Origin of the sequence: Pseudoxanthomonas gei (assembly GCF_010119615.1) — a bacterium.
Lineage (GTDB): Bacteria > Pseudomonadota > Gammaproteobacteria > Xanthomonadales > Xanthomonadaceae > Pseudoxanthomonas_A > Pseudoxanthomonas_A gei.
Map to the genome: position 1 here is coordinate 19,149 of NZ_QOVG01000009.1, position 25,783 is coordinate 44,931.

General features: G+C 64.3%; 26 protein-coding genes. 17 read left to right on the top strand and 9 right to left on the bottom strand.

From position 1 onward, the window contains the following. Positions 1-69: 69 nt before the first annotated feature. On the bottom strand, positions 70-1,080 hold the full coding sequence (locus DT603_RS12940; protein WP_162350362.1) for an integron integrase: 1,011 nt from the start codon (positions 1,078-1,080) through the stop codon (positions 70-72). Between the two features lie 530 nt (positions 1,081-1,610). Here DT603_RS12940 and DT603_RS12945 point away from each other — a divergent pair. The 3 genes from DT603_RS12945 to DT603_RS16325 all read left to right on the top strand — a co-directional run bounded on the left by DT603_RS12945 (position 1,611) and on the right by DT603_RS16325 (position 3,496). Next, on the top strand, positions 1,611-2,033 hold the full coding sequence (locus DT603_RS12945) for a hypothetical protein (RefSeq protein WP_162350363.1): 423 nt from the start codon (positions 1,611-1,613) through the stop codon (positions 2,031-2,033). 515 nt (positions 2,034-2,548) lie between these two features. Continuing rightward, positions 2,549-2,836: a hypothetical protein gene (locus DT603_RS12950; RefSeq protein WP_162350365.1), complete on the top strand. Its 288-nt coding sequence runs from the start codon at positions 2,549-2,551 to the stop codon at positions 2,834-2,836. Between the two features lie 84 nt (positions 2,837-2,920). Next, complete coding sequence (locus DT603_RS16325; RefSeq protein WP_425500978.1) at positions 2,921-3,496, top strand: NMCC_0638 family (lipo)protein; 576 nt, start codon at positions 2,921-2,923, stop codon at positions 3,494-3,496. Between the two features lie 1,541 nt (positions 3,497-5,037). Here the strand turns inward: DT603_RS16325 and DT603_RS12955 are convergent. Then, a complete protein-coding gene (locus DT603_RS12955; RefSeq protein ID WP_162350367.1) occupies positions 5,038-6,120 on the bottom strand; it encodes an IS110 family RNA-guided transposase in 1,083 nt (360 codons plus the stop codon). Between the two features lie 148 nt (positions 6,121-6,268). Between DT603_RS12955 and DT603_RS12960 the strand changes: the two genes are divergently transcribed. The 8 genes from DT603_RS12960 to DT603_RS12995 all read left to right on the top strand — a co-directional run bounded on the left by DT603_RS12960 (position 6,269) and on the right by DT603_RS12995 (position 10,119). Next, positions 6,269-6,571: a hypothetical protein gene (locus tag DT603_RS12960; RefSeq protein WP_162350369.1), complete on the top strand. Its 303-nt coding sequence runs from the start codon at positions 6,269-6,271 to the stop codon at positions 6,569-6,571. A gap of 767 nt (positions 6,572-7,338) precedes the next feature. After that, positions 7,339-7,674, top strand: coding sequence for a hypothetical protein (locus DT603_RS12965; protein WP_162350371.1), 336 nt, complete (start codon positions 7,339-7,341; stop codon positions 7,672-7,674). Between the two features lie 61 nt (positions 7,675-7,735). Then, positions 7,736-8,029, top strand: coding sequence for a hypothetical protein (locus tag DT603_RS12970; protein ID WP_162350373.1), 294 nt, complete (start codon positions 7,736-7,738; stop codon positions 8,027-8,029). 179 nt (positions 8,030-8,208) lie between these two features. Beyond that, positions 8,209-8,592, top strand: coding sequence for an SseB family protein (locus DT603_RS12975; RefSeq protein WP_162350375.1), 384 nt, complete (start codon positions 8,209-8,211; stop codon positions 8,590-8,592). Between the two features lie 149 nt (positions 8,593-8,741). Then, positions 8,742-8,990 (top strand): hypothetical protein, encoded by a 249-nt coding sequence (locus DT603_RS16095; protein WP_162350377.1) that lies wholly within the window; start codon positions 8,742-8,744, stop codon positions 8,988-8,990. Positions 8,991-9,135: 145 nt separating this feature from the next. Beyond that, entirely contained in the window at positions 9,136-9,489 is a 354-nt protein-coding gene (locus tag DT603_RS16100; RefSeq protein WP_162350379.1) for a helix-hairpin-helix domain-containing protein, read from the top strand. Positions 9,490-9,522: 33 nt separating this feature from the next. Further along, a complete protein-coding gene (locus DT603_RS12990; RefSeq protein WP_162350381.1) occupies positions 9,523-9,891 on the top strand; it encodes a hypothetical protein in 369 nt (122 codons plus the stop codon). 30 nt (positions 9,892-9,921) lie between these two features. Next, positions 9,922-10,119, top strand: coding sequence for an RNA-binding protein (locus tag DT603_RS12995; RefSeq protein ID WP_162350383.1), 198 nt, complete (start codon positions 9,922-9,924; stop codon positions 10,117-10,119). A gap of 45 nt (positions 10,120-10,164) precedes the next feature. On the opposite strand, the gene DT603_RS13000 is transcribed toward DT603_RS12995, so the two are convergent. Continuing rightward, positions 10,165-11,130: a LysR substrate-binding domain-containing protein gene (locus DT603_RS13000; RefSeq protein ID WP_162350384.1), complete on the bottom strand. Its 966-nt coding sequence runs from the start codon at positions 11,128-11,130 to the stop codon at positions 10,165-10,167. A 112-nt stretch (positions 11,131-11,242) separates the two neighbouring features. Here DT603_RS13000 and aceB point away from each other — a divergent pair, with 112 nt between their 5' ends. The 4 genes from aceB (at position 11,243) to DT603_RS13020 (ending at position 17,988) form a co-directional block, all read left to right on the top strand. Next, complete coding sequence (gene aceB, locus DT603_RS13005) at positions 11,243-12,871, top strand: malate synthase A (protein WP_162350386.1); 1,629 nt, start codon at positions 11,243-11,245, stop codon at positions 12,869-12,871. 45 nt (positions 12,872-12,916) lie between these two features. Beyond that, positions 12,917-14,209 (top strand): isocitrate lyase, encoded by a 1,293-nt coding sequence (gene aceA / locus DT603_RS13010; protein WP_162350388.1) that lies wholly within the window; start codon positions 12,917-12,919, stop codon positions 14,207-14,209. Positions 14,210-14,327: 118 nt separating this feature from the next. After that, complete coding sequence (locus DT603_RS13015) at positions 14,328-15,359, top strand: GGDEF domain-containing protein (RefSeq protein ID WP_162350390.1); 1,032 nt, start codon at positions 14,328-14,330, stop codon at positions 15,357-15,359. Between the two features lie 19 nt (positions 15,360-15,378). After that, positions 15,379-17,988: a putative peptide modification system cyclase gene (locus tag DT603_RS13020; protein WP_162350391.1), complete on the top strand. Its 2,610-nt coding sequence runs from the start codon at positions 15,379-15,381 to the stop codon at positions 17,986-17,988. On the opposite strand, the gene DT603_RS13025 is transcribed toward DT603_RS13020, so the two are convergent. Then, the gene (locus tag DT603_RS13025; RefSeq protein ID WP_162350393.1) at positions 17,946-18,290 is read right to left on the bottom strand and encodes an NHLP-related RiPP peptide; all 345 of its coding nucleotides are present in this window, start codon (positions 18,288-18,290) and stop codon (positions 17,946-17,948) included. The two genes, DT603_RS13020 and DT603_RS13025, sit on opposite strands and share 43 nt — an antisense overlap. Positions 18,291-18,399: 109 nt before the next feature. On the opposite strand from DT603_RS13025, the gene DT603_RS13030 reads away from it, so the two are divergent. Continuing rightward, the gene (locus DT603_RS13030) at positions 18,400-19,578 is read left to right on the top strand and encodes a putative peptide maturation dehydrogenase (protein ID WP_162350395.1); all 1,179 of its coding nucleotides are present in this window, start codon (positions 18,400-18,402) and stop codon (positions 19,576-19,578) included. A gap of 109 nt (positions 19,579-19,687) precedes the next feature. Here DT603_RS13030 and DT603_RS13035 read toward each other — a convergent pair whose 3' ends face one another. The 4 genes from DT603_RS13035 to ubiK form a co-directional block, all read right to left on the bottom strand. Beyond that, positions 19,688-20,086, bottom strand: coding sequence for a GFA family protein (locus DT603_RS13035; RefSeq protein WP_162350397.1), 399 nt, complete (start codon positions 20,084-20,086; stop codon positions 19,688-19,690). Positions 20,087-20,167: 81 nt separating this feature from the next. After that, a complete protein-coding gene (locus tag DT603_RS13040; protein ID WP_162350399.1) occupies positions 20,168-22,234 on the bottom strand; it encodes a S9 family peptidase in 2,067 nt (688 codons plus the stop codon). Positions 22,235-22,380: 146 nt separating this feature from the next. Then, a complete protein-coding gene (locus DT603_RS13045; RefSeq protein WP_162350401.1) occupies positions 22,381-23,895 on the bottom strand; it encodes a YifB family Mg chelatase-like AAA ATPase in 1,515 nt (504 codons plus the stop codon). A gap of 9 nt (positions 23,896-23,904) precedes the next feature. Then, positions 23,905-24,168, bottom strand: coding sequence for a ubiquinone biosynthesis accessory factor UbiK (gene ubiK, locus DT603_RS13050; protein WP_162350403.1), 264 nt, complete (start codon positions 24,166-24,168; stop codon positions 23,905-23,907). Positions 24,169-24,363: 195 nt separating this feature from the next. Between ubiK and glnK the strand changes: the two genes are divergently transcribed. Further along, complete coding sequence (gene glnK, locus DT603_RS13055; protein ID WP_162350413.1) at positions 24,364-24,702, top strand: P-II family nitrogen regulator; 339 nt, start codon at positions 24,364-24,366, stop codon at positions 24,700-24,702. Positions 24,703-24,883: 181 nt separating this feature from the next. Here the strand turns inward: glnK and speE are convergent, their stop codons facing one another. Then, on the bottom strand, positions 24,884-25,735 hold the full coding sequence (speE, locus tag DT603_RS13060; RefSeq protein WP_162350415.1) for a polyamine aminopropyltransferase: 852 nt from the start codon (positions 25,733-25,735) through the stop codon (positions 24,884-24,886). Positions 25,736-25,783: the final 48 nt, after the last annotated feature.

Below are 25,783 nucleotides of genomic sequence, written 5' to 3' on the forward strand. Positions count from 1 at the left end.
CATGATTGCATTTGCAAAGGCAGCGGTTTGTGAAACCAGCACCGACCACGGCGCAGCGCGCGCCATGCATCAGTGGTCGAGCGGGCTCAGCACTCCGTTGGCGCCGCGCCCAAGCACATGCGTGTAGATCTGCGTGGTGGACACGTCCTTGTGGCCCATCAGTTCCTGCACCGTGCGGATGTCCTGGCCCGACTCCAGCAGGTGGGTGGCGAAGGAATGACGCAGCGTGTGGCAGCTGACCGGCTTGTCGATGCCGGCCTGTTCGCGTGCGCGTTTCACCGCGCGCTGCAGGATGCCTTCATCGACGTGGTGGCGACGGACCTTGCCTGTTCGCGGATCCTTCGATTCGCGCAGGGCCGGGAACACGTACTGCCATGAGAACTCGCGCCCGGCATTGGGATACTTGCGACCCAGCGCATGCGGCAGATGGACCTCGCCGCCTCCGCTGGCGAGGTCGCGCGCATGCACCAGGCGCACCCGCTCCACCTGTTCGAGCAGTCGTTCGCGCAGGCGCCGTGGCAACGGCACGCGACGGTCCTTGCCACCCTTGCCATTACGCACGGTGATCTCGTTGCGATCGAAGCCCACGTCCTGCACGCGCAGGCGTACGCATTCCATCAGGCGCATGCCGGTGCCGTACAGCAGCGACGCCATGAGCCCGACCTGGCCGTCCATCATCGCCAGCAGGCGCAGGGTCTCCTCGCGTGACAATACGGTTGGCATCTTCTGCGGGCGCTTGGCCCGCACCACGGTCTCCATCCACGGCAGTTCGATGCCCAGCACTTCGCGATAGAGGAACAACAAGGCCGACAACGCCTGGTTCTGGGTGCTGGCCGCCACATCATCGCGCGTGGCCAGCCGCGACAGGAAAGCCTCGACCTCCATCGCCCCCATCTGCCGCGGATGCCTGCGCCCGTTGGCCAGGATGAAACGCCATGCCCATTGCACGTAGGCCCGTTCCGTACGCAGGCTGTAATGCTTCACCCGACACCGCGCCCGCACCGCCTCCAGCAACCCCGGCCCACGCGCGTCCTTGCCTTCGACACCCGATAGCACCTCATCCCTGGGGTGATAAGTCATACCCATGCACCTTTGAAACAATTGCCCGAAGGATGACCCTGCGCCCGAAGCCAGGAAATCAGGCAAGCCATTGATGGCGGGTAGGTTTTGTCTGATTGACGCCCCCGCCACCAACCCTGACTATCCCTGCTACATCCCGATTTTGGGATCTACTTAAAGTTAGGCCCCACAAGGAGGTTTCAGATGCTTAGCTCTTCAAAATCCATTCTCACCCTGGCACTTGCTTCGGCTGCGGTATCCGGTGGGTTCGCTTGGTGGTGGACTCGTTTGGTCACTGCTACTTTTGTTCAATGTGTCGGTGGCAATCCACCGGCTGATATCAACTGCAACCCGAGTTTGCAATTTTACTTGGCTAGCGCATTCGCTCTTTTCGCAGTAGTGCTGGTTATAGCCGCTGCAGTTCGTAGCTTCAGAGCTCGCTCGACTAGCCGCAGTGTGGCCTAACAATTCATTCAACCCGAGCCCGCCTCGTTATGGCCACGAGCGGACAGTTGAACGGGCGGGCCGGCTTAATTCAGGCGTTAGGCCGCATGAGAGAGTCGACGTTCATCGAGAGTATTGAGTGCAGATTTCCGTATCAGGATCGTCTGCGGGCGCTCGAAATCACGGAAGAGGCATGCTCTATTTCGGCCAATGCTGCTTTCGCCGTCGTTGACGAGCTTTCACGCCCGCCTGCTGGCGAAGCGGTTTCATTGTCTTTGAGTACGGAATTGCTATCGCTTATTGAGCTGCGGATACCGCATCCGCTCGCGCAACCTATCCTCTCGTTGGCCCGTAAACTTGTCTCGGAGCAACTCGTGTCAGTCTTAGAGAGCTTGTTTGCGCTGCGCCAAGTCGAGCGCTTTCCCGGACAGTACGCCGCCTTGTCTATCGCATACTTTGCATGCGACGACGTTGACGGTATCGCAGACCTGGAGTTCAATCGCATACGGGCTGCATGGGATGCGGCCTAACAATTCATTCAAGCCGAACCCGCTTCGCGGGTCGGCTTAATTCAGGCGTTAGGGCGCACATGGGCATTGACGTTTACTGGAAGGATGAGCTCGGCGAAGTCCTAGGCGCTGTGCAGGACAACGACGTATTGGCCGGCCTGAGCTCTTTGCTCTATCGCCAATCGGGCAGCACGTGCTTGCGTTTCATCGACCCTGCGGGAGATGCTTGCTTCAATCAATTGCAGCTTCCGGTCCTGGCAATGGAGATGCGAGGGTTGCTCTCTACTGTTGCGCACACTCGCGCGCTTGCGCATCTTCAAACTATCTTGACGCTTCTAGATGGCGCAGTTCGGTCACATACGTACATATGGTTTGTCGGTGACTAGGGTGCGCCCTAACAATTCATTCAAGCCGAACCCGCTTCGCGGGTCGGCTTAATTCAGGCGTTAGCTGCCATGGAGGCCTTCGTGCGACTCATCGTTACAGCAGTGCTAGTGCTCGCCGTTTTTCCTGTCTCCGCTACTAGCACCATGTGTATGTTTTACGCACCGCCTGGCTCGCCCGTGGCGGACCTTGAGTTCCTTGGCTATGAGAAGCTCGGCGGCATACTCATTCAGGGCAAGGGTGGGCCTCGGAGCCTCCCGGCGCAGTCCTACACGGTGATTGACCTCGATCAATTTGCCAAGCGCATCCACCTCACCTATAAAAATCCGGGTGACCCCTCCCTCCCGCCAAGCTTCGTTCTTAAAGGTCAAGATGGGTATACCCGGCTAACTGTTCAGGGCAAGATCTATATCGGCAAGTTGGCATGCGGTCGTTGGTAAGCTCGCTGGCAGCTAACAATTCATTCAAGCCGAACCCGCTTCGCGGGTCGGCTTAATTCAGGCGTTAGGCTTATGGGGAAAGTAATGCGCATCTCAGTATTGGCAACTGCAGCTTTTGCACTTTCATCGGGTGCCTTCGCCGCCGAGCCACCCCAGCAAGAGACGTTTACCGCACTCTTTGCTACTACCTGCATGCAGCACTTCTACGCTCCGGAAAAATTGAGAGCCAATATGACCTCCCAGAGCGCGCCCGTACTTCAAGGAGAGCAGTCTCAATTCTTCCTTGGGGGCTCCCCTGGCACTGCCTGGTCCATTCGCCTTCCTGACGGAATGTACGTAGTTAGCTGGCGGGATGATGGCGTTTGTACTGTATTCGCCCAGCATGCCCCAGTCGCAGAAATCCAATCCAACTTCGCTGCCCTAGTCGCGTCCGCCCCGGAGCCCCTGATTGCCAGCCCTAGAGCGACCGGAGGACCTAACACTGACGCGCTCAAAACTTCGTCGTACGCTTGGCATCGCTCCGAGGAAGAGACAGAGTTACTCTTCACTCTCACGACCTCAAGCGAGGCCACTGCAGCCGTTCAAGCCATGGCTTCAATGGCAGTGGCCAATAAGCCTAACAATTCGTTCAAGGCGAAGCCGCTTCGCGGCTCGCCTTAACTCAGGCGTTATGCGTCTAATCGCAGCTTCAATCTGCCTCACCCTATCTGGCTGCGCATCACAGCCACAGACCGCTGTTGTTTCGGACAACTGCTTGGCCACGGAGCCGGCCGGTTGGGTGTCGCTCGCCAATCCTCCGACAGATGCCCCTGCTCTCAAGTCTCTTGCCAAGTCCGCGCTTGCCAATCCACCGGCATTGGTCGAGGGGCGCTGGTACTCTTCTGGCGAGAACCTGTTGTACTGTCGTCGCGAGGACTGGTGCGTCGCGGAGACTTGGGAGTTCGCTCGTCGGACAGGGAATTGGCAGCTTGTAGACCAGCACTCATGGGTTTGCGTTACGACGCATAACAATTCATTCAAGCCGAACCCGCTTCGCGGGTCGGCTTAATTCAGGCGTTAGGGCCCTATGCAAGCTGTGCTAAGTCTTGAGAGTTCTTTAGAGCATGACGGCGACGGACTTACCCGCTATCGGCTCGCTATCAAGAACGACCTATTCCGCGCCGACACCTCCGCTTGGGGCAACGACGATGAGCACCTGAAGTTTTCCGCTGCCCTTGCGGGATTTCCGGTGTCGTCATCGTCTAGCCTCAACTACAAGTTTGGTAGTGACGGTACTGGCACTTGCACACTGGAGTTCACTTGCCTGGACAATCTCGGCCATGTGGGTGTTTGGGCCACATTTGAGTCAACGTATCCTGTGGACCGCTCGGACCGTCACGAGCATGCATCCGTGTTTCTACGCTGCGATCCGGCAGCCATTGACGAGTTCGTTGCTGAGCTACATGGATTCGTGGCAGGCTCGCCAAACCGGGCCCAGCTTTCCGGGTTAGGGCCCTAACAATTCATTCAAGCCGAACCCGCTTCGCGGGTCGGCTTAATTCAGGCGTTAGGCCTCACATGTCGCTTGGTCAGAAATGGGACAAATTCCTACATGGTTTGCTGAAGCGCTACGTGCTTGCGGATCCTGCCACCTGCGAGCATGAGTGGACGGTATATTCAACGGCACTCGCTCAGGTTTGTCTTGAGCTCTACTGCAACAAATGTGCAACTCACGGCGCTGTTCTGGACCCCAGTGCTGAGGAGTGGAGTCACGCGTTCGAAGCGCCTTCCAAACCCTATCGCTGGCATGAGAACGACAGGGTCACTGTCGGGACGGCGAGGGCCATTTGAGCGGCCGGGAGTGAGGCCTAACAATTCCGTAAGGAAGCCCCCGTCAACCCCGCGCACGAAACGCTCTTGCCTTTAGCTTTCGGGCGACAGCTGGTTCTCCATTTTTCGTCTTGGTGTTGCGTAGTGCGTGTCGGCTTGAACAGGTTCAACGGTTGCCAGACTGCATTTCCGTAATCGGTCTTGTTGGACGCAATGCCGCTGGTCCGGACCAGGGTAAAAACCGCACCCGGAGGCCTCGTTCATTCATCGGCTTTGCCGGTGCCGCGGGGATCAGCCGCGGCACCTGATGGCGCCGAACAGTTAGTCAGGCTCTCTCCGGGTCGGTCTGAACCGTTGTTACCTTGCTCGCGCTGACGGTGAAGGTGTTTCGATCATTCCGATACGCTTTGCCGGCTCGCCGTCCGCTGCACCATGGGATGCTTCAGCCATGCCTCGGCGTCGTAGTGCTCGCCACGCGCCAGCATCGCCCACAGCTGGCGTGCATGTTTGTTGGCGATGGCCACCAGCACTTTTCCAAACGGCAGCCGTCGCTCAAGATCCTGGATCCAGCGTTGCTCCGGCGTGCCCTTGTCCCACGTCACCGCCTTGGCCCGTTGCAGGCTGCTGCGCGCGCCCTGGATCAACAGCGTGCGCAGGTAGCCGTCACCACGGCAGCTGATATGCCCCAAGCGTGTTCGCCCGCCGCTGGAATGCTGCATCGGCACCAGGCCCAGCCAGGCCGCGAACTGCCGGCCGTTGGCGAACGAGTGTGCCGAGCCGAGGGTCGCGACCACGGCGTCGGCGGTGATCGGGCCGACTCCAATGATCTCGCGCAGTCGCTTGCAGGCTTCATCGGCCTGGGCGTGCGCCTGGATCCGGCGGTCGGCCGCCGCTATCCGGGCGCGCAGCTGCTGCCACTGCGCATCTACGTCGCGCAGTAATTCAACCAACGCCGACGGCAGCGACAGCGCATCGAGATCAGCCAACGTTCGACGCAACGCCGAATCGCTCTGCGCCACCACCACGCCGAACTCCGCCAGCAAGCCACGCAGCCGATTGCCGGTGGCCAAGGCCTCGACCTTGTAACCCTCGCGCACGCGATGCCACGACAATCGAACCTGCTGATCCACCGTCTTGACCGCAATGAAGCGCATGTTGCCCTGACGGGCGGCGGTGGCGATCGCCTCGGCGTCGTTGCGGTCGTTCTTGGCCGTACGGCTCTTGCGGAACGGCGCGACGAACTGGGCGGCCATCAGCCGCGGCTCCAAGCCGTAGTCCTGGCAGCGGCGCGCCCAGTGGTGGGCGCCGCTGCACGCCTCCATCGCCACGGTCGTCCCCGCAGCGACGCTGGGCAGCCACCGCATGAACGCTTCGCGGCGCAGATCCCGCCGGTCTGCGATGCGTCCTGCGGCATCCACGGAACACACGGAAAACACCTGTTTTGCCAAGTCCACGCCGATGGTTATAGTGCGCATGGGAAGCTCCTCCTCCAGATTTGCCGATGGTGAGAACCATCATGGTCCTTCAAGACCGAGCGGTTATCCGCAGGGATGGGGAGCTTCCTTTTTACTCATTCAAGCCGAACCCGCTTCGCGGGTCGGCTTAATTCAGGCGTTAGGCCCCATGAAACGCGACATGATCGCTGAGCTAGAGATCGATACAAGGGGAAATCTCCATGTCGTGCCGGCTACTCATGCCTTTCCGTACATCTATCGCGAGGCCATGGAGGTTCACTGGGATCCGGTGCGGCGCTCCTTGTGCTCACCCAGGCCTCGGGAGTGGTCATACTCGCGCTGGCTCCAGCAGATCCTAGCGGCTGCGCTGGAGCAGGGCTGCGAGCTTCGGCTTGCGGCTACTACCAAATGGCTCAACGTAGATCCGGGCGTCAAAGCCGAGCTCTTGCAGGTGATCGGCAATGGGGCCTAACAATTCATTCAAGCCGAACCCGCTTCGCGGGTCGGCTTAATTCAGACGTTAGGTCTCTGCCAAGCTGTCATGACACCAACCAACGAGCCATGTAAAAGCAAGAGCAGCGGTAAAGATCTTATTCGTTACCGCACCCTTGGTGAGGCCAAGAGCGAAGCCAGCGGATTGCTCCATAGGTACGGGAAAAAGCTTTACCCATATGAGTGCCGCAAGTGCAATTACTGGCATTTGTCCAACAGAGAGACCTAACAATTCGTTCAAGCCGAGCCCGCTTCGCGGGTCGGCTCAATTCAGGCGCCAAGGCTTATCAATGAGTAAATGGATTTGTCCAACATGTGGTGAGCAGGTTCCAGGTGATTGGATCGTTTGCACGCAGTGTGGCTATGACCCCAAGGCGCGAAGCGGCTCTGCCATGACGAGTGATCCCATCGTCAGCCCTTATCCGCCGGCGTCCTGCTTGCGTTGCAACGCTGCCATGAGGCCCATGGGCCAGCTTAAATTCCATGAGGGGACCAGGGCGTGGCCATTTCTGTTGGGCGAGTTGGGCGAGCTTCTGGTAAACCGCGAGTCCTTTGAGACCTTTATTTGCGAGGGATGCGGCAAGGTCGAGTTTTTCATGCCCAAGGCGCTGGGGGTTGGGCCCTGACAATTGATTCAAGCCGAGACCGCAGCAGGGCGGCGCCCGAGTGCACGCATTCGGCTCTATTCGCACCCAGTCGCTACCTGGATGCGGGTCGACTTAATCCAGGCGCCAGGCGGCAATGCGAATGTCACCCAGACTGAAGGCACGAGATACGACTGCCACCTATTGCCGCAGCTACCTGGTTACGCTGGGGTTGGCGTTTGCTGTCTGTGGCCTTGCCGGCTTGCTACTTGATGGCGGAGCAATTACAACTTGGCCATGGTGGGGGTTTGCCTTGATTGCCCTCTTCCTGCTGGGTGGCATTGGTCTTATCCTCCTGGGCCTGCTTGGTCCATCGGGCAGGATGGAGGACTGGGCCGAAGTTTCGTCCCGCCATGAAGCAAGCCTCATCATCATGGTGCTTGCTTACCCGGTGTATCTTGTTCTTTCGCTGTTCTATGAGCGCCCGGTTGCCCGGTGAGTCAACACGCTACAAGGGCCACACCCCTGAAATCGCGTGAGACGTTTCATTGGAGAATTGAATGGAAAGTGATTTAAAAGAGCTGAAGCCACGCAATATCTTTGCGATTGGACTGACTGGCTTCAGCGGCGCCTTCGCCTTCTTCCTGCTGCGCGAACTTCTGGTTGATCGTGCCGGATTGGTGGCAGTTGGCCTGAACCTGGGCGCCGCCGTCCTGTTGATTGTCGTCTGCGCTGTTGCATGGCCGCGCGTTTCATCGCCTGCGTCTGCACAGGTCTCGTGGAAGGCGGTGGTGCTGGCGACTATCGCATGCGTGCTGGCAGTGCTGGCTCGCGTGCCCGCGCTGCACACCTGACAAGTCATCAAGCCGGCGGCGTTTCGCGGCGTGGCTTGATCCAGCCAGTGGATCACACGGCGCAAAGCCAGGTCATTGCGAATGGACAATGATCGAAGCCCCCACAACAGACCTGCGACCTTTGTTATCGCTCCAATACGCGCCGCGGCTCGATTCACGGTCATGTTTTAGGAGACAGGATGGACACGGCACTACTGGAAGAGCTGATCATTCGTGCCGCATTGGAACCTGGCCTGCGCCCGCGACTCATTGAAGCGCTGATGGCGTCCAGGCTCGCCGTACCATTGGACAAAGGCCTGGAGAATGGCGCGCTACCGGCTGATTTCAAGCCGCTCACGCTCAATGCGCAGCAGGGCTTCCCGGTACTGGCGGTCTTCACCAATCCCAGCAAGGTCACCCCGTGGCTCAAGGAGCAGCCCGCCTTTCAGCATTCGCTTGTCACCAGCTTCTCCTGGGCAATCAGCATCACCCGGCCGCCATTCGGAATCGCGGTCAATCCAGGCTATCGACACTCGCTGGTGCTTTCACCGACCGAGGTGGAGGCACTGCGGTCCACGCGCTGACGCCTCGTGGCAACACCGGATGATTCATGCATGCCAAAGCCGCGTCGGGGCGGTGCCTGGTTGCAGGCCTTCGGCTATATTCCAACCCGGCCCCCCGCTCCGTTGCGGGTCGGCGTGGACCAGGCGTCAGCACTCACAAGGGAAGCTCCATGGGCAACGGTTTCTGGATCAGGCGTTTCTTCACCGTCGTGGGCGGCGCGTTCCTGGTCATTTGTGCGGCGCAGCTGCTGAGAGGCCACGCACTGCCAGATGCCGCGTTGCAGGGCGCGATCTGGGGTGCGATCTCGGCCACGGTGTTCACCGTGTCGCGTTTCCTGCAGGCGCGGCAAGGCCGTCACTGCGCTGTCTGCAAGGACACCCCGGAGATGCAGGAAGCCGGCCGGCGCGAGGCTGGATGAGCGCCATGCAAGAACTCCTGCAACTGTCCCGCTTCTTTGTGTCGGCGTGGCTGGTCCGCCCGGCCGCCTGCATTCCTGGCCGGACCCGTCCGTGCTTCCAGGCCGAACCCCGCCCGGGGTCGGCCCTCTCAAGGCGCTGGCGGCCGTGAATCCAGACAAGGTGGTGCGGGAAAAACTTGAACGCTTTACCGACCTTCCCAATATCGGTCCGGCATCGGCCGGCGACTTCGTGCGGCTTGGCTTCACCCATCCGCGCGAACTGGCGGGCGCCGATCCGCGGGCACTCTACGACAGGCTGTGCCGTCTCTCCGGCTCGCGGCATGATCCCTGCGTGCTGGACGTCTTCATGTCGGTCACCGACTTCCTGGAGGGAAATCCGCCCCGGCCGTGGTGGCAATATACGGAACAGCGCAAGCACCGGTACGGCGATCTGCGGGACGCAGGCGTGCCGGCCGCTGCCAGAAAGTTGTCCAGGCCGAGGCCGCCTGCTGGAGTCTGAAAGCCGGCAGCCTGCCTAGCGCAGGAGCAGTGAATGGGAAAGGCGATTGCTTACCTGGTGCTGGTGCTGTTCGGAGTATGGATGCTGGGTTTCACCGGCCTGTTCGACGGCATGTTCAAGCGCAGCAACCTGGAGGAGCGGGCAAGGTTCTGGAATGAAAGCGTGGCCCGTGACCTGCCCCCGGGCTCGGCGAAGGTGGCGGTGGATGCCATCCTGGCCACGCACGGCATGGCGCTGGAGTGCTTCCACTCATCGATCGCGCCGCCGGTGGCCGAGTGCCTGGCCGATGATCCCGGCTCAAGCGGTGGCACATCCGGCCACCCCGTCGCGCTGCAGCTTCGCTTCACGTTCCGCAGCGAGCGGCTGGAAAAGTTCGAGACCAATCCGCATGTACTTCGCTAGTAGCCCCGTGGCATGGCAAGGGAGAAGACAATGACACCCAAGCCGGTGGCGCAACTTGCAGACGGCATGCCTTGCACCGTGGTGGGCGGCACCCATGCGGGCAAGGCCGGCCGGGTGACCGACATCAAGACCAGCAAGACCGGCCACGTGACGGTCACCGTCGTGCAGGAGGACGGCGTGCGATTCAAGACCCTGGCCCGCCATGTCGTGGTTTCCGGCAGCACCTGACCGCCAGGCGGCCTGCCGATCACGCGAGTGGCGCGCGCCGGCCTGCTAGCGTTCCGAATGCCCGGTCTGGTCATGGGCGCGGATGAAGAGGTCCGGCTGGATCAGCTCGATGAAGGCGCGCGCCTGCGGTGACAGGTATTTACCTTTGCGCACCACCACCCCGTAGCTGCGGGTCGGGAACCACTGGCTCAGCGAGCGCGAGGCGAGGCGGTCGCGGTCGGCGTCGGTCAGGCAGATCGAGGTGATGATGGAAATGCCCATGCCCATGGCCACGTACTGCTTGATCACTTCCCAGCCGCCGACTTCCAGGGCCACCGTATAGGGCACGCGGTGCTGCTGGAACACCAGGTCGACCAGCCGGTAGGTCACCAGCCGCTTGGGCGGCAGGATCAGGCCGTAGGCGGACAGGTCCTCGAGCTTGAGGGTGCGCTGGGTGATCAGCGGATGCCCGGGTGGGGCGATCAGCAGTGGTTCGAAGCGATACACCGGCTCGTAGCTGAGGTCGGCCGGCACGTCCAGCATCGAGCCCACCGCCAGGTCCACCGCATCGGTACGCAGCAACTCGGTGCCGTCGGCGCTGACCGCGTTGTGCAGGGTCAGGCGCACGTCCGGGTGCTGGCTGCGGAAGTGCTCGACGATCTTCGGCAGCAGGTACAGGATGGTGGAGCTGTTGGCGGCGATGTTGAGCTCGCCGGCGTCCAGGCCGCGGACCTTTTCGCGGAAGCTGCTGCCCAGCCCGTCCAGGCTTTCCACCAGCGGCTGGGCCAGTTCGTACAGCAGCTGACCCTCGCGGGTCGGGGTCAGCCGCCGCCCGCTGCGTTCGAACAGGCCAACGCCCAGCTCCCGTTCCAGCGCCTGCAACTGCAGGGTAATGGCCGGCTGGCTGACATACAGGGCCTCGGAGGCCCGCGAAACCGACCCCAGGCGTACCGTCTGGCAGAACGCCCTGAGCGGCTTGAGGCGGTCGGATTTGTAGGAAAATCGCGGGGTTGCGATTGGCTTGTCAGTCACGTGAACGTCTCATATAAGCTGAGCTTATTAAATGCATTGATAAAACTGTGTTGTCAAATAGTTGGGGCAGGAGCACGTTACGGGCCCAGCTAGACCCAGTAAGGAGCGCCCCATGTCCGCAGTCTTCGCCCAGTCCGAGAACCCCCAGTCCGGGATCGAGGTCACCGCCCATATCCCCGGGCAGGACGCCGTGCTCACTCCCGCCGCGCTTGAGCTGCTGGCCTCGCTGCACCGCCTGGTCGAGCCCCAGCGCCAGGCTCGCCTGGCCGCCCGCAAGCAGCGCCAGGCCTTCTTCGATGGCGGCGGCCTCCCGGACTTCCGCGAAGACACCCGCGGCATCCGCGAGGGCGACTGGAAGGTCGCGCCTCTGCCGGCCGCGCTGCTGGACCGCCGGGTGGAGATCACCGGCCCGGTCGACGCCAAGATGGTCATCAATGCATTGAACTCCGGCGCCAAGGTGTTCATGGCCGACTTCGAGGATTCCACCTCGCCGACCTGGGCCAACCTGATCGACGGCCAGCAGTCCCTGATCGGCGCGGTCGCCGGCACCCTGCAATTCACCGCCCCGGTCTCCGCGACCGGCGCGCCCGGCAAGCAGTACGCACTGAAGCCTTTCGAGGAGCAGGCGGTGCTGATCGTGCGGCCGCGTGGCTGGCACCTGGACGAGAAGCACCTGTTGATCGATGGCACGCCGATCGCCGGCGGCCTGTTCGACCTGGCCCTGTTCGCCTTCCACAACGCCAAGGCGCTGGCCGCCAAGGACCGCGGCCCGTACTTCTACCTGCCCAAGCTGCAGTCGATGGAAGAGGCGGCGCTGTGGGAGACGGCGCTGTCGCACATCGAAGCCACGCTCGGCCTTCCCCAGGGACAGATGAAGGTCACCGTGCTGATCGAGACGCTGCCGGCGGCGTTCGAGATGCACGAGATCCTGCACGCGCTGCGCAGCCGCATCGTCGGCCTGAATTGCGGACGCTGGGACTACATCTTTTCCTACATCAAGACCTTCCGCCGCCACCGCGACAAGGTCCTGCCCGAGCGCGGCCAGCTGACCATGACCCAGCCGTTCCTGAAGGCCTATTCGGAACTGCTGATCCAGACCTGCCACCAGCGCGGCGCCCACGCGATGGGCGGCATGGCCGCGCAGATCCCGATCAGCGGCGACGAGGCCGCCAACGAGCAGGCCATGGCGCGCGTGCGTGCGGACAAGCTGCGCGAAGTCAGTGCCGGCCATGACGGCACCTGGGTCGCGCACCCGGCCCTGATTCCGGTGGCGCGCGCACTGTTCGACCAGTACATGCCTGCGGCGAACCAGCACGCGTTGTTGCGCGAGGATGTCACCGCCACCCGCGAGGACCTGACCCGGCCTTCGCTGGGCACCATCACCGGCGCCGGTTTCGAAGGCAGCGTGGAAGTGTGCGTGCGTTACCTGGCCGCGTGGCTGGACGGCAATGGCTGCGTGCCCATCCACTGGCTGATGGAGGATGCGGCCACCGCCGAGATCTCGCGCACCCAGCTCTGGCAGTGGCTGCATTCGGACAACCTGCATCTGGCCGACGGCACCCTGATCGACTTCGCCCTGCTGGAACGCGCGCTGTTGAACCTGCCGGGGCGACTGGGCGACACCCGCGCGATTCCCGGCGGCGGCCGCATCCCGCAGGCCATCGCCCTGCTCGACAAGCTCAGCCACGACGACGAGCTGGCCGAGTTCCTGACCCTGCCGGCTTACGAATACCTCGATTGACCGCTCTTGCGACACCCCACCCTTTGACCATAGAAGAGAACGACCATGAGCACACTGCAGACCGCCGAACAGATCCAGAACGAGTGGGACAACAATCCGCGCTGGGCCGGCATCACCCGCAACTACACCGCCGCCGACGTGGTCCGCCTGCGCGGCACCGTGCACGTGGAGCATTCCATCGCCCGCCTGGGCGCCGAGAAGCTGTGGGGCTACCTGCAGACCGAAGATTTCGTCAACGCGCTGGGCGCGCTGACCGGCAACCAGGCCATGCAGCAGGTCAAAGCCGGCCTGAAAGCCATCTACCTGTCCGGCTGGCAGGTCGCCGCCGACGCCAACCTGGCCGGGCAGATGTATCCGGACCAGTCGCTGTACCCGGCCGACTCGGTGCCGGCGGTGGTCAAGCGCATCAACAACACCCTGCTGCGCGCCGACCAGCTCAACCATGCCGAGGGCGATGACAGCGTCGACTACCTGCAGCCGATCGTGGCCGACGCCGAAGCCGGTTTCGGTGGCGTGTTGAACGCGTTCGAACTGATGAAGGCGATGATCGAGGCCGGCGCGGCCGGCGTGCATTTCGAAGACCAGCTGGCCGCGGTCAAGAAGTGCGGCCACATGGGCGGCAAAGTGCTGGTGCCGACGCGTGAAGCCATCGAGAAGTTGAACGCCGCGCGCCTGGCCGCCGACGTGATGGGCGTGCCGACCCTGCTGGTCGCGCGCACCGACGCCGAAGCCGCCGACCTGCTGACCAGCGACATCGACGACAACGACAAGTCGTTCATCACCGGCGAGCGCACCGTCGAGGGTTTCTACAAGACCAACAATGGCCTGGACCAGGCCATCAGCCGCGGCCTGGCCTACGCGCCCTACGCCGACCTGGTGTGGTGCGAGACCGGCAAGCCGGACCTGGAGTTCGCGCGCAAGTTCGCCGAAGCCATCCACGCCAAGTTCCCCGGCAAGCTGCTGGCCTACAACTGCTCGCCTTCCTTCAACTGGAAGAAGAACCTGGACGACGCCACCATCGCCAGGTTCCAGACCGAGATCGCCAAGTACGGGTACAAGTTCCAGTTCATCACCCTGGCCGGTTTCCATGCGCTGAACTACTCCATGTTCAACCTGGCCCATGGCTATGCGCGCCGGCAGATGAGTGCGTTCGTCGAACTGCAGGAAGCCGAGTTCGCGGCCGCCGATCGCGGCTTCACCGCGGTCAAGCACCAGCGCGAAGTGGGCACCGGTTATTTCGACGCGGTGACCCAGGCGATCCAGCAGGGCCAGTCCTCGACCACGGCGCTGAAGGGCTCGACCGAGGAAGAGCAGTTCCACGGTGACAAGGCCGCCTGACCCCGACCGGGACAGGACGCGTGCACAGCAGGCCGCAGCCCGGGCAACCGGACTGCGGCCTGCGTCTTTGTGGTGTGGGGGTGGTGCTATCCTGCCGCTTCGCGACCTGGGGCCTGCAATGAATTCGGAGACCGTATCGCGGGTCGCTGGCTATGCGCCGGCGCTTGCCACGACAGACGAACTGCCCAACGATCCGGCCACGGCGATTCTGTCGGCGGCCGAGTGCGAGCTGTTCGCCGTGGTGGGCCAGGCGCGCCCGGTGACGGCGGGCGAGAAGCTGTTCGTGCGTGGCGACGTGGGCACCAGCATGTTCGTCATCCTGCAGGGCGCCGTGGCGCTGGATTTCGGCGACGACCTCAGCGACAAACAGCTGGGCCCGCGTGAATTCTTCGGCGAGCTGGGCCTGCTGATCGGCGACCACGCGCGCAGTGCGTCGGCCACCGTGTTGGCCGACGGCGTGTTGCTGGAATTGCGCAATACCGAATTCCAGGTGCTGGTCGACCGCGACGCGGGGCTGGTCTCGCATTTCCTGCGCCGCGCCATCATGCGCGTGGTCTCCAACGAACAGGGTCTGATCCATCGCCTGCGCCGGCGCAACCAGGAGTTGCAGACCGCGCTGGACAGCCTGCGGGTCACCTCGCACCGGCTCAACCAGAGCGAGGAACTCAATCGCACCGACGAACTCACTGGCCTGTACAACCGGCGCGGCCTGGCGACCTACTTGGAAGAGGGCCGGCTCAACGGCGGCTTCCGCGGCTATGGCCTGCTGCTGATCGATTGCGACCGCTTCAAGGACGTCAACGACGTGCACGGGCACCTGATCGGCGATCGCGTGCTGCAGAGCGTGTCCAACATCCTGCGCTCGCTGGCCGGTTCGCAGGATTTCGCCTGCCGCCTGGGCGGCGACGAATTCTGCCTGCTGCTGCGGGCCCAGCACCGCGACGAGATGCTGCGCTATGCCGACTTCGTGGTCAGCACCGCGCATGCGCTGCAGCAGATGCAGCCGTCGCCGCCGCTGATTTCCACGCTGAGCGTCGGCGCCTGCCTGATGGATCCGGCGCGCGACTGGAACGACTGGTACGCGCAGGCCGACAAGGCGCTGTACCGCGCCAAGAGCCTGGGCGGCAATCGCGTCGAGTGGCAGGACTGACGGACAGGGCGGGACACGGATGAACGACATGGCCCGCACCTCGTCCGATGGCCCGCAGCTGCGTACGCTGCTGCTGACCGACCTGGTTGACTCGACCGGCCTGGTCGAGCGGCTGGGGGACACGCCGGCCTCGGAACTGTTCCGCGAACACGACCGCCTGGTGCTGAAGCTGCAACAGGCCTGGCGCGGCCGCCTGATCGATCGCTCCGACGGCCTGCTGCTGCTGTTCGAACGCCCGATCGACGGACTGGGCTTTGCCCTGGATTACACCCGCGGGCTGCACGACATCGGCAAGGCGCGCGGACTGGAGCTGCAGGCGCGCGCCGGCCTGCATGTCGGCGAAGTGCTGACCTGGAAGAACAGTGACGCCGCGGTGCAGGTCGGGGCCAAGCCGCTGGAAGTCGAGGGCCTGGCCAAGCCGATGGCCGCACGGCTGATGACGCTCGCGCGCCCCGGCCAGATCCTGCTGTCGGCAGTGGCCGAGTCGCTCACCCATCGCGCCGCCCGCGAGCTGGGCGAACGGGGTCGCAACCTGCTGTGGAAATCCTATGGCCGCTGGCGTTTCAAGGGCGTGCCGCAGCCGCAGGAGATCTACGAGGTCGGCGAGGTCGGGCTGGCGCCCCTGCGTGCGCCGCCCAACATCCCCAAGGCCTGGCGCGACACGCCGTTGTGGCGGCGTCCGGCGGCCCTGGCGGCCGAACTGGTGCTGGTGGTCGGGCTGGGCGTGGGCGCATGGTTCCTGACCAAGCCGCAGCCGGCCATCGCCTTCGCCGAACGCGACTGGGTGGTGGTCGGCGACCTGCGCAACCTCACTGGCGAGAAGGTGCTGGACGATTCGCTGTCGCAGGCATTCCGCATCAGCCTGGAACAGTCGCGTTACGTCAACGTGCTGAGTGACATGAAGTCGCGCGACACCCTGGCGCGCATGCAGCGCAAGCCGGGGACGTTGATCGATCGCGCGGTGGCCTCGGAGATCGCGTTGCGCGATGGGGTGCGCGCGGTGATCCTGCCAACGGTGTCGGAAGTGGGTGGACGGGTGCGCTTCAGCGCCGAGGTCATTGATCCGCACACGCAGACCACGGTGTATGCGGAGTCGGCCGATGGACTGGGTGTCGGCTCAACGCTGGGCTCCATCGACAAGGTAACGGCGATGCTGCGTGGAAAGCTGGGAGAGGCGCTGGCCTCGGTCGAGAAGAATTCCGCGCCCCTGCCGCAGGTCACGTCGGCCAATCTGGATGCGCTTCGATCCTTTGCGTTGGGTCAGAAGTCCTTCGCGCGCAGCGAGTACGCCCAGGCAGGCGGCTACTACAGGCATGCCGTCGCACTGGATCCCGGGTTCGCCTTGGCTGAAATCGCATTGCTGCGGGTTGAAAACGCCAACAACAATGAATCAGCCGGCATTTCGCATCTTCATCGCGCCCAGGCATTGCGGAGCAGGCTCACGGCGCGCGATCAATTGTATGTGGACGCGTGGACGGCACGCATCGACGCGCCTGCCGAGGAACTTGGCAAGTGGGAACAGATGGCCAACCTGTATCCCGACGACTTTCCCGCGGCCATGAACGTCGGTTACATCATGATCGAACGCAACCGCTACGCGGACGGGCTGGTCGCGGTACAGCGTGCCAATTCCACCAAGAACCCGGCCTATGCCCAAACGCAGCGCCTGCTTGGTGATTTCCTGCTGGCGAACGAACGCTACGCGGAATCCGAGCGTGCGCAAACCATCGCATTGGCGCAAGGCGTAAAGGCCGCCGCGATACGCAAGGTCATGATCTACGCCGCGCAGGGCAGATTCACCGAGGCGGAAAAGGCGTGGCAACGGGTGCGCGTGGCCAGGGATACCGGGGTGCGCTTCGACAGGGTCAGCTTGTACCTGGACCAGGGCGATTGGCAGGCCGCCATCCGCGAGGCGAAGTTGCTGAGTACGTATCCGCAGCCGGGCACCGTGGCGGCACGCAGTGCGCTTTACCCATTGGCGGTAAGCGAATGGTTCGGCGGAAACCGGCAGCAGGCATTGCAGACGCTGGATGAGCTATTCAAGTCTGCCCTCGCCAGCGTGGAAGCGCCCCGCAGCAACAGCGATGCGGTCGCTGACGCCTACGTCGCTATCTCCGGCGCCCTGCTGGCGCAACGCATGGGTGACCGCGCACGCTCACGGCGCGTCCTGCAGGCCCTCGACAAACAGCCTGGACTTCGCAAGGTGGCGCCGGTATCGGAACTGCTCGAGGTATTGCGTGCGGGCGAGGCGCTGCTCGACAAGAAACCGGACCTTGCGATCGCGCAGCTGAAGGAGCTGCTTGCAGGCAATCCGCCGTATCAGGCCCGCGCGCTATTGCTGTCCGCGTATCTCGCCGCCGGCAAGGTCGACGAGGCCAGCACGCAGGCCGACTGGCTGGGCTCCCACCGTGGCCGTGCCTATGTTGAGCAGGGCTGTGGCTGGTGCCAGCAGCCCCTCAACGTGGTGGACACCACCCTGGGCAAATTGTCGGTTGCCGAGCTATTGGCAAGGCAGGGCCGGGCCGGGGAAGCGCGCGAGCAGTTGCAGGCATTCGACCGCCGTTGGCCGCTTGCCACGCTGCCCGATCACTTGCGCGTGCGGCGTACGGCGGTCGATGCGTTCAACTGAATCGGCTGATGTCCCAGGCCGGCGGTCAGATTGGCCAGGATTTCCTGTCGCGCCTTGATTATTTCGCTCTTGGGCGCGATGTTCTGGACGCGCGCGCAACCGCACCACTGCTCGAAGCGGGCCGCCGCCTCGGCATCGCCTTTAGGTAGTTTGTGCCCCGCCTGCAGGAGCGCGGCGCCGGGATCGTTCTTGAACAGCCGGCGAAACTCGTTGTCCGTGCTCAGCTTGTCCATCAGCTTGCCCGCGACCTTCGGATCCAGAGGCGCGGCCTTCCCCGACGCGCCGGTCTTCTTCGTTGCCATGTTGTTCCCCTAGCCAGGGCCCGTTGCAGGCCTGTCGGATCGCAATCTAGCCTTGTCCGCGTCGCTAAACAACCGTAGGGTTGCGCGTCGATATCAGTGGGGAAGCACCATGCGGGTGCGTCGTTGCAAGGTGCTGTACCTGGAGCCGCGCGAGCAGGTCGAGTTCGACCTGGACATCCTGCTTGCTGGCGGCAATGGGATGCGTCGCGAGCGTCGCTGGCTGGCCCTGGCCCCGCATCTAGGCGAAGAAATAGAAGTGGATGCCGACGAACGCGAACTGCTCGGCGCATTGAGCCCCGACGAATGGATCGACAGCAGTGAGCTGGCCGGTGCGTCGGCCTTGGCGATCAAACGTCTGTTGAAAACAGGCCTCGTCATCGGGGCCGGCAAGCGCCACGCCGCCCCGCGCGCTCGCGACGAACGCCTGCGTGGCGTGTACTGGCATCCGCTGGCCGCGACCCTGCATGCCTTCACCCGCTGGCACGAGGCCGATGCGGTGCAGGCCATGCAGGACACCGGCACCGAAACCGCCGGCGAATTGCGCCAGGTCCTGGGCGCACCCCCGGTGGAGGCGCCGGAAATCGGCGGGCACGACCAGCGCATCCGTTTGCCGCGTGCAGCGCGCAACGACTTCGACCAACTGCTTGCGCGGCGCGCCACCTGCCGCAATTTCGACGCCGGCACGCCGCTGCCGCATGGTTTGTTCGCGCAACTTATGGAGCGCGTGTTTTCCGCCCAGTCGCAGGTGCGCGTCAGCGACGACACCGTCTTCCTCAAGAAGACCAGCCCTTCCGGCGGCGGCCTGCATCCGATCGAGGCCTACCTGATCGTGCAGAACGTGGCCGGCCTGGCGCCCGGCCTGTACCACTACCATCCGGTCGCCCATGCACTGGAGCCGCTGCCGGCGCCGGACCGGCCCCTGCACGCACTGGCGATGGCCGCCGTAGCCGAGCAGCACTGGTTCGCCAATGCCCACGCCATGGTGTTGCTGGCCCCACGCTACGACCGCTCGTTCTGGAAGTACCGCAACCACGCCAAGGCCCACCGCGCCATCACGCTGGAAGCGGGACACCTCTCGCAGACGTTGTACCTGGCCGCGACCGAGGCCGGGCTGGCCGCCTACATCACCTGCGCCATCAACGAAGTGCCGCTGGAGCAGGCCTTCGGTCTGGATCACGCCAGCAACGGCGCACTGGCCATCTGCGGCTTCGGCTGGCGCGGCGACGAAATGGTGACCATGGAACTGGATCCGGCCGGGGAAATCTGGCGCACCGGGGAAGCCTCCTGACGCCGCCGCCCCTGTAGAGCCGAGCTTGCCCGGCGGCTGTTGAATTCCCAGGACCCCAACGCGCAGGCCCAGCTCGGCGCCGCAAAGAGCGAGTCCGGCAAGCCCGGCGCTATGGCTTCCTGGGAAGGCCGTCGTCCGGATCGATACTGGCCCAGGGCACGTGGTCATCCCAGTGCGCATGCACCTGCGGCGCGCGGTCGAGCGGGGTGGTGAAGTGGGCCAGGGCGATATGCAGTTCACCGGGCCAGCGTGGCGACCGGAACAGCATCATGGTGCCGCAATGGCTGCAGAAGCCGCGTTCGGCGCCTGGCGTGGATTGGTACCAGCGCAGTCGCTGCGCCGGATCATCGATCACGCAGCGGGCCGCTTCCATGCCCACCCAGGTCACGAACGCCGCCCCATGCGCGCGGCGGCACAGGCTGCAATGGCAGTGCGCGACCCACTTGCTGGGCAGCGTGGCTTCAAGTTTGACTTCGCCGCAAAGGCATTGGGCGTGGGCGGTGGTCATGGATATTCCTTCGTGCGATTTCTCCAGTCGTCATCCCCGGCGTCGCGGGGATGACGATGGGAAATCATGCGTGGCGAACGACTACTTCTTGATCTCCTGCTTGTGCGTCTTCAACGCCTCCACCAGTCCGGGCACTCCGCCGGCGCCGGTCGGCACGCTGATGCTGGAACCTTCGAAGTCATCGCCGATCGGCTCGACCCGGCCGCCCAGGCACTGGCCCAGGAAACCTTCGGTGACCGCATTGAAGGCCTTGTTGTTGGCCGGCCGCGCAAAGCCATGGCCTTCATCGGGGAACAGCACGTAGGTGACCGGGATGTTCTTGGCCTGCATCGCATTGACGATCTGGTCGGCCTCGGCCTGCTTCACGCGCGGGTCGTTGGCGCCCTGGCCGATCAGCAACGGCTTGGTGATCCGGTCGGCGCGGCTCAGCGGCGAGCGCTCGACCAGCCACTTCTTGCCATCCTCGGTGCGCGGGTCGCCCATGCGCTTGGCCAGCTGCTCGTAGAAGCTGGCCCAGTAGGCCGGCACCGTGCTCAGCAGGGTGTTGAGGTTGGACGGACCGACGATGTCCACGCCGCATTTGAACGCATCCGGAGTGAAGGTCACGCCGACCAGGGTGGCGTAGCCGCCATAGCTGCCGCCCATGATCGCCACCTGGTCCTGGGTGGTGACGCCCGACTTGACCGCCCACTGCACCGCGTCCAGCAGATCATCGTGCATCTTGGCTGCCCACTCACCGTTGCCGGCGTTGGTGAATTCCTTGCCGAAGCCGGTGGAACCACGGAAGTTGACCTGCAGGGTCGCGTAGCCGCGATTGGCCAGCCACTGCGCATAGCCGCTGTAGCCATAGCCGTCGCGTGCCCAGGGCCCGCCATGCACCATCAGCACCATCGGTACCGGCGCATCGGCCTTGCCATCGTTGTTGGCGTCGGCGGCCTGGGGCAGGGTGAGGTAACTGACCAGGTTCAGGCCATCGCGCGACCTGATCTCCTGCGGCCATTGCGGCACCAGCGGTTTGCCCTCCAGGGCCGGACGCGCGGAGAACAGCTTGGTCAGCTTGCCGCCGTCGCCGCGGTCGTAGCGGTAATAGGACACCGGCGTCTCGGCCGCCGAGTAGGTCACGATCCAGGTCCTGTCGTCGTAGGTGCGTGCATTGACGCCGACTTCGCCCGGGCCGAGGGCCTGCAGCTTCTTCAGGTCCGCGCCGATGCCGGCATCGAGCGGGTTCCATTCCTCGCGCAGGTAGTCCACCGCGACCGCCTGGACCACCCCGGTCTTCGGGTCGGTCAGCGCGTTGCCCGCGTCGGCGCGCTTGTCTTCGAACAGCAGCTTCTTGCCGCCGCTGGCCACGTCGACCGCATACAGCGCCGCCGTATTGCGGCCGCGCGAATCCAGCGAGTACAGGGTCTTGCCGTCGGTGGTCAGGCCCACCGGCATGGTGGTCTGCGAATCCTCGAACGGGATCGTGTCGTAGGGCTTCCAGCCGCCCTGGCCATCGGCCTGCAGCACTTCCTGGCCACCGTCGGGCCGGGACTTGGTGGCGAAGCGCAGCGCGTAGCCGTCATCGACCAGATAGCCGCCGATCTCGTCCTCGTTCTTTTCCACAAGCGTGCGCTTGCCGCTGGCCAGGTCCACGCGATACAGGTCATGCCACTTCTGGTCGCGGTCGTTCATGCCGACCAGGATCGATTCGGGATGGGCATGGCTTGTCCCGACCACCTGGGCGGTGGTTTTCGGGAACGGCGTCAGGTCGGTGGCCTTGCCGGAAGCCACGTCGACACTGAAGAGATGGAAGTCCTCGTCGCCACCGCTGTCGCGCAGGTACAGCAGCACGCCGGGCTGGTAGGACCAGAAATAGTTGCGGATGCCGCGCGCCTTGTCGGCGGTGACCGCCTTGGCCCGGGTGGGATCGGCGGCAGGGGCCACCCACACATTCATGACGCCGTCGACCGGCGCCAGCCAGCTCAGGGTCTTGCCATCGGGACTGATCAGCACGCTCGAGCGCTCGGGATTGCCGAACAGCAGGTCGCGCGGAATCAGCTCGGTGCCGGCCACCTGCTGCGCAGCGGCAGCCTGGTCCTGGGCCAGGGCGGTGGAAATGGAAAGCGACAGCAGCAGTGCCGTGGCGGTGATCGAATGACGATGCATCGGGCGTTTCTCCATGCGTGCAAGGGATAGGTGCGAAGGGCGACGGGCCGGCGGCCATGCCGACAAGGACAGCGGCAGGCGCGCAACGCCAAGTCAGTGGAGCATGCCTCAGCCGGGTCGCGCATGTGACCCAAGGCAGGGGTCGGTCAGGCTGCGCTGCGGGTCGCGCCGCGGTCCATGCGGCGGTAGCCGAGCGCCTCGGTGAGATGCGCGGTCTGGATGTCCTGGCTGCCGGCCAGGTCGGCAATGGTGCGGGCCACGCGCAGGATCCGGTGCATGGAACGCGCCGACAGCTGCAGGCGTTCGATGGCGCGTTCCAGCAGCGCCTGGTCGCGCTCGCCCAAGCGGCAGAACGCCATGGTTTCAGACTGGCCCAGCTGCGCGTTGGCCTTGCCTGCGCGGGCGTGCTGGATGGCGCGTGCCGCTTCCACGCGCAGGCGGATGGGGAGGGTGGGTTCGCCGGCGGGCGCATCGGGGCGCAGATCCTGCGGCGGCAGGCGCGGCACTTCGACATGCAGGTCGATGCGATCCATCAACGGCCCGGAAATCTTGGCGCGGTAGCGGCGTACATTCTCCGGACTGCAACGACAGCGCGCCGAAGGATCGCCGGCCCAGCCGCAGGGGCAGGGGTTCATGGCCGCGACCAATTGGAAACGCGCCGGAAATTCGGAACTGCGCGCCGCGCGCGACACCGTGACCGTGCCCGACTCCAACGGTTCGCGCAGCACCTCCAACGCCTTGCGATCCCACTCCGGCAGCTCATCCAGGAACAGCACCCCGTTGTGGCTGAGCGATATTTCACCGGGCCGCGGATCGGCGCCGCCACCGACCAGCGCCACCGCGCTGGCGGTGTGGTGCGGTGAACGATAGGGTCGTTGCCGCCAGCGTGCCGGGTCCAGCCCGCGCCCGCTGACCGAGGCGATGGCGGCCGTCTCCAGTGCCTCGGCCTCGCTTGCTTCTGGCAGCAGGCCGGGCAGGCGCGAGGCGAGCAGCGTCTTTCCACACCCCGGCGTGCCCAGCAACAACAGGTGATGGTTGCCCGCCGCGGCCACCTCCAGTGCGCGGCGGGCCTGCAGCTGGCCGCGCACATCGGCCATGTCCGGAATCAGGCTGGGTAGCGGCGGCGGCGCAATGGCGGCGGGCAACGCCTTCGTGCGGTTCAATGCCGCGCAGACTTCCAGCAGGGTGCGCGCGGTGTAGGCCTCGACTTCGCGCGCCAGTGCGGCTTCGGCGCCACTGCCCAGCGGTACGATCAGCTTGCGTCCTGCGCGCGCGGCCGCAAGCGCCGCCGGCAGGATGCCATCGACCGCGCGCAGTTCGCCGGTCAGTCCCAGTTCGCCCAGGAATTCGTATTCGCCCAGCGCGTTGCGATCGATCTGGCCACTGGCGGCCAGGATGCCCAATGCGATCGGCAGGTCGAAGCGCCCGCCGTCCTTGGGCAGGTCGGCCGGGGCCAGGTTGACGGTGATGCGGCGCGCGGGGAATTCGAACTGCGCGCACAGGATGGCGGCGCGCACGCGGTCACGCGACTCGCGCACCGCCGCTTCCGGCAGGCCGACGATGTGGGTCTGCGGCAGGCCGCCGGACAGGTGTACTTCCACCCGGACCGGTGGCGCGGACACGCCGGCCCGTGCACGGCTGTGCACCAGCGCCAGGCTCATCGGGGCGGCCTAGTGCTGCGGCGGCGGGTTGCGTTCGGCTTCGAGCGCAGCGCCCACCGCGCGCTCCAGCGCTTCGAGCTTCTCGCGCGTGCGCAGCAGCACCGCGCGTTGCACATCGAATTCCTCGCGGGTCACCAGGTCCAGCTTCGAGAGCCCCGCCTGCAGCGTGCTCTTGAAGGTCTGCTGCAACTCTTCCTGCGACTCGCGCAGGCCAGGTGGCACCAGGTCGCTGAGGCGGCGGGCAAGGTCATCGAGATGGTTGAGGTCGATCATGTGGTTTTCTCCGGCTGTGGGGGACAGCCTGCACGGCTCGCCGTGATCGCGCCATCGGCGCTTGTTGCGGCGTGGCGTCAGGTTAATCCCACGCCGCGCCTCGGGAAGGCCATTGGACCCGAGGCGTGGCGGCCCCGCAAGCGCACGGCCGGCAACCGATATATCCTGCGGCCAGCTTCCTGGAGGGACCGACGCATGAAAATGATCATGGCCATCATCAAGCCGTTCAAGCTGGACGACGTGCGCGAAGCCCTGGCCGAAGCGGGTATCACCGGCATCACGGTGACCGAAGTGAAGGGTTTCGGCCGCCAGAAGGGCCACACCGAGCTGTATCGCGGTGCCGAGTACGTCGTGGATTTCCTGCCCAAGGTGAAGATCGAAATCGCCGTAGCCGACGACCAGGTCGACAAGGTGGTGGAAGCCATCGTCAAGGCCGCCGGCACCGGCAAGATCGGCGATGGCAAGGTGTTCGTGTCGGCGCTGGACCGGGTGGTGCGGATCCGCACCGGCGAGCTGGATGCGGACGCCCTGTAGCAAATTGCAGCCGGCCGGCGTGCAGCGCGCCTGCACGGCTGCCGGTCCGGCCAGGCCTTGAGCTCGATTGCGATCGCAGAGATGGCAATGGCGGGCGGCCCGCCCTACGCCGTGTCTATCGTTTTTTGCGTATCAAGAGCAGCCGGGCAAGCCCGGCGCTGCGCGGATGGGGTCGAAGGCGTTATTCGCTCAACGCCTTGGCCACGAACGGCGGCGCTACCAGCGCGCCGGTGTGCAGGTGCGCGCTGTAGTACAGCGTTTCGAAGGTCTTGCTGCTGGCGTCGCCTTCGCGGAAATCGAAGTTGCCCGACTTCCGGGCCAGGGTCACGCTCCACCAGCCGGTCGGGTAGCAGGGCTGCGGGAAGGGCAACGTCTTGAAGGTGGTGAAGCCCGCCTTGCGCATCTCGCCGCGCATTTCCTTGATCAGTTCCAGCAAGGCCAGCGGCGACTCGGATTGCTGCACCAGGATGCCGTCGTCCTTCAACGCGCGGAAGCAGGAATCGTAGAACGCCTTGTTGAACAGGCCCTCGGCCGGACCCACCGGATCGGTGGAGTCGACGATGACCACGTCCACGCTGCCGGCCGGGCAGTTGGCCATGTAGGCCACGCCATCATCGAACAGCAGTTCGGCGCGCGGGTCGCTGTTGCTCTCGCACAGCTCGGGGAAATATTTCTCCGACATGCGCGTGACCTGCTCGTCGATGTCGCACTGGGTGGCGCTCTGCACGCCCTGGTGCTTGAGCACCTCGCGCAGGGTGCCGCAGTCGCCGCCGCCGATGATCACCACGCGCTTGGGATCGGCGTGGGTGTACAGCGCCGGGTGCGAAATCATCTCGTGGTAGAAGAAATTGTCGCGCGTGGTCAGCATCACCGCGCCATCGATCAGCATCAGGTTGCCCCAGTCGGTGGTGGCGTAGATCTCGATCTTCTGGAACGGCGACTGCACTTCGTCCAGCTTGCCGGTGGTGCGGAAGCCGATGGCCGAGCCGGTGGGCTGGAAGTGTTCGATGTACCAGGTGTCGTTGGTGGTCATGCGGGGGTTTCCGGATGTGAAGGGCGAGAGGATCGATTCTCCCGCCGG